At 54.5% G+C, this 2,925-nt stretch carries 4 protein-coding genes; 3 read left to right on the top strand and 1 reads right to left on the bottom strand.

Annotation, left to right across the window (positions count from 1 at the left end):
- Window positions 1-873: 873 nt before the first annotated feature.
- The 3 genes from H6G62_RS26505 (at window position 874) to H6G62_RS26495 (ending at window position 2,628) form a co-directional block, all read left to right on the top strand.
- The gene (locus H6G62_RS26505; protein ID WP_190500761.1) at window positions 874-1,413 is read left to right on the top strand and encodes a hypothetical protein; all 540 of its coding nucleotides are present in this window, start codon (window positions 874-876) and stop codon (window positions 1,411-1,413) included.
- Window positions 1,410-2,054 (top strand): hypothetical protein, encoded by a 645-nt coding sequence (locus tag H6G62_RS26500; RefSeq protein WP_190500759.1) that lies wholly within the window; start codon window positions 1,410-1,412, stop codon window positions 2,052-2,054. Before H6G62_RS26505 ends, H6G62_RS26500 begins: the two co-directional genes overlap by 4 nt.
- A 103-nt stretch (window positions 2,055-2,157) precedes the next feature.
- Window positions 2,158-2,628: a hypothetical protein gene (locus H6G62_RS26495; RefSeq protein WP_190500757.1), complete on the top strand. Its 471-nt coding sequence runs from the start codon at window positions 2,158-2,160 to the stop codon at window positions 2,626-2,628.
- A gap of 33 nt (window positions 2,629-2,661) precedes the next feature.
- On the opposite strand, the gene H6G62_RS26490 is transcribed toward H6G62_RS26495, so the two are convergent.
- On the bottom strand, window positions 2,662-2,925 hold a 264-nt coding region (locus H6G62_RS26490), incomplete at its 5' end, for a PDDEXK nuclease domain-containing protein (protein ID WP_190500755.1).

Genomic DNA, 2,925 nt, shown 5'->3' with positions numbered 1-2,925 from the left:
ACGCCAAGGCCTTGAGGTGTCGCAGATCCCGACGATGGCTATATTGACGCAGCAAGGACAGCACTTGATCATAGAGACAGGTGGTGGCTGGCATGGCAAAGACCCTGAGATATGCAATTCCAGCGTCTCATGTCACCTCACCTTTTCCCCCTCGCAGCACGAGGTTTCAAGCCTTTCACCCACTTCTGTCAGGCAGTCAGGATTGCACCAGTCTTACACTGATCAGAAAATTTCAAAATCCGGAAGATACGCTGATCAGAAAACTGCAAAATCCAGTAAACCACGCAACGCTCAATTCACCTTCATGCAGTCTAAATCTAAGCCTTTAAAATCCCATGGAAACTTTACATTTCCTGCCAAGCGCCCTCGCCTGATCCGCCGTGCTGCACACCAGATTTGACAATATCTCTTTTGCAGCCGTTTGAGATGGGTTGACTGAAATTGGGGCACTATTAACAATCGGCATAACCAAGCCACCCAAACCCAAAAGTCTGAGATTTTAAGCCAAAAACCCCGTTTCAGCCCTTGCCCTTCCACCCCCGGTTTAATCTCACCTGCGATTGGCACACTCTACAGTCAGGGTTGAGCCTAGGCCAATCTAGTCCAGTCTTAGTCTAGGGACTTTTATAAGACTTCAGAATGCCCTAATAACAGTACCATTCAGTTTTTGAATAGTTGCGGTCACTGCAACTATTCAATCAAAATCAACGAGATTTCAAGGGTTTTAGCGATTCTCAGGGCTAGACTCATTTTGTCTTATTCGAGGGTACTGGCACAGGGTCTAGGCTTACACTACGAATTACACAACATAACTGTTAGGATGGCGCTGGGGGTCAAAATGGCCCAAACCCTAGACGCTGCCAGGGATTGAAGATGCCTCGCCAGCCTGCCCCAAAGTGTGTCGCCTGCGCCCAGCTTTCGGTTGAGGAAGCCCAAGATCGCCATGGCCCTGGGGGAGATAATTGCTGGATTACGTCACGCTGCCACCGTCGTCGCTCCCACTACCGTCATCGGGGTCAGGTGAATGTGCAGCGGCAAGAGCAATATCGAGCCCATCAGCATCAGGTCAAGGTGGATGAACTGAAGATTGAGGTGGACTTACCCCCGGCGGCCTATCTCTACCTGTACCGAGCCAAACGAGCCGATAGCCCTGTCCATGCCGTAGCTGCATCGGTTTGGCAGGGCGACCAACAACTATTGAGCGTGCGACCTATCCACTGCGCGGGCCTGACGGGGCGGCGGCTGAAACAATACCTGGTGCAGGTGTTAGAGGAAATCCACCAGCGCTATCCCCAGATCCATCAGTTCGAGGCTGAAGTTCGCCTAGAGCCTACCGAATGCCCGATTAAGGGTTGTCCTTTGCGAGGATCTGACCCAACCGCTGTGCCTGAACTGGTGGTGACGGCAACATGACGACACCCTCAACCCTAGAGACGGCCCTCGATGCAGCTTTGGTTGATCCAGAGACGATGAGCCTAGGCCAGCTTTGGCAGGCGATTGAACCTGTCTTAGGGCGTCTGGATCTGCATGAACAACTGGCGGTTGGGGGTGCGGTGATTGAACGACTGGCGACCCTGCACCAGGCCAAAGCAGAAGCTCTTTTCGAGCAATGGCAAGCCGTCTATGACCCTGAAGATCCGATCCTGGCGCAAGACTGGCTGAGGGGATTGGTGCGCTCCAGTCAGCAGCTCGATACCGAGGACATGGTTGCGTTACCGACTCGGCAGCGTATCCAGGCTGAGCGGGTTCACGAGGAAGACTCGGTGGTGGCCACCGTAGACAAGGCCACCCTGCTGGCGATGGTGGATGAGATGGAGGCCGCCCAGCAGGCTATCGCTGTGGCCTACGATGAATCCGTTGGCGTTTGGGTGGAGCAGATCCGGGTTTGGTTTGAGGCCCACCCAGAGGCTATTGAGGTGCACCATCTCCAGGCCCAGCTTGATTGGCCCCTGGTGCAGGTTTGGTTAGGGCTGCTGCTGGGTGACTTCCGGCTAGAACCGGGCGAAGGCGAGTTTTACGTGAGGCCGATTTGGGTTGAGAAAGGTCGTCTTTGAGGCTTGGGTTTTCCCCTTAGAATGGAGTCAGGCGAGGACGGTGGCGACCACCATCTCCGCAATGACGACTGTTCAGGCTGCACCAAAGAAGGGGGAAGTCACTTTGACGCAAACCATGGACTTGCTGGGAGCCGATTATCGCCGCATTCTGGAGTTCTTGCTTGACCAGGAAGCGGTAGGCAACATTGTGGTGATCACCTCCAACGTGACCGACCTGTGCCTGCACACCAATTCTCTACTATTGCCGAGTCGTGGCCTGCGCCAGCCCGCTGATTGGTGTGGCTACGGGTATCGGCGGAGTTGGCGACGTTCTCTCGATGACTTCGAGCAAACGAATCCAGACTATGACCAGCTCAAGGCGCTGCTGGCGAGGGATGGCCAGGTCAACGATTTTGAGTACACGCTGTTTCGGCCCGATGTGGCTGATAATCCTCGGCTTGATGCCACGGTACGTTACCAGACCTCATACTTTCTGTGCCAAAACTACCTCGGTCACGAAGTACGGATTGGGGTTTCTCGCCCTCAGGATTATGAGGTGCTGGATTTGCGTGCGGATGTTCGGCTAGGACGTTAGCACGGGTCGGCTTTGGTGCAGAGGCCAGGATCTTTACGACGGGTCTTGCTCCTTTGGCGTAGCTTCCATGTCGCGCAATGCAGCATCCACCTCCATTTCCAGTTGTTTGGCGGTGGGGAGAGAGCCTTGAAGCGCAGGCGGCAGGTCTTCCCTCAGTTGGTAGGTGGCGACACCAATGGGGTTTTGGACGGTATCCAGGGCAAATTCAGCGGTGGTGCGCTTTTTAGACTTGCACAGAATAATACCAATTGTGGCGTTATCCTGATCGTCGCGCAGCAGGTGGTTGACGGCGCTGAT

Origin of the sequence: Phormidium sp. FACHB-1136, assembly GCF_014697375.1 — a bacterium.
In the GTDB taxonomy this organism is placed as follows: Bacteria; Cyanobacteriota; Cyanobacteriia; order Phormidesmidales; family Phormidesmidaceae; genus Nodosilinea.
Note: the sequence above shows the minus strand (reverse complement) of the source record. Positions and strands in the feature narration are given on the sequence as shown.

Bases quoted from the DNA above. Each gene is read 5' to 3' on its own strand.
- H6G62_RS26505 (WP_190500761.1), top strand. From the start codon at position 874: ATGCCTCGCCAGCCTGCCCCAAAGTGTGTCGCCTGCGCCCAGCTTTCG.
- H6G62_RS26500 (WP_190500759.1), top strand. From the start codon at position 1,410: ATGACGACACCCTCAACCCTAGAGACGGCCCTCGATGCAGCTTTGGTT.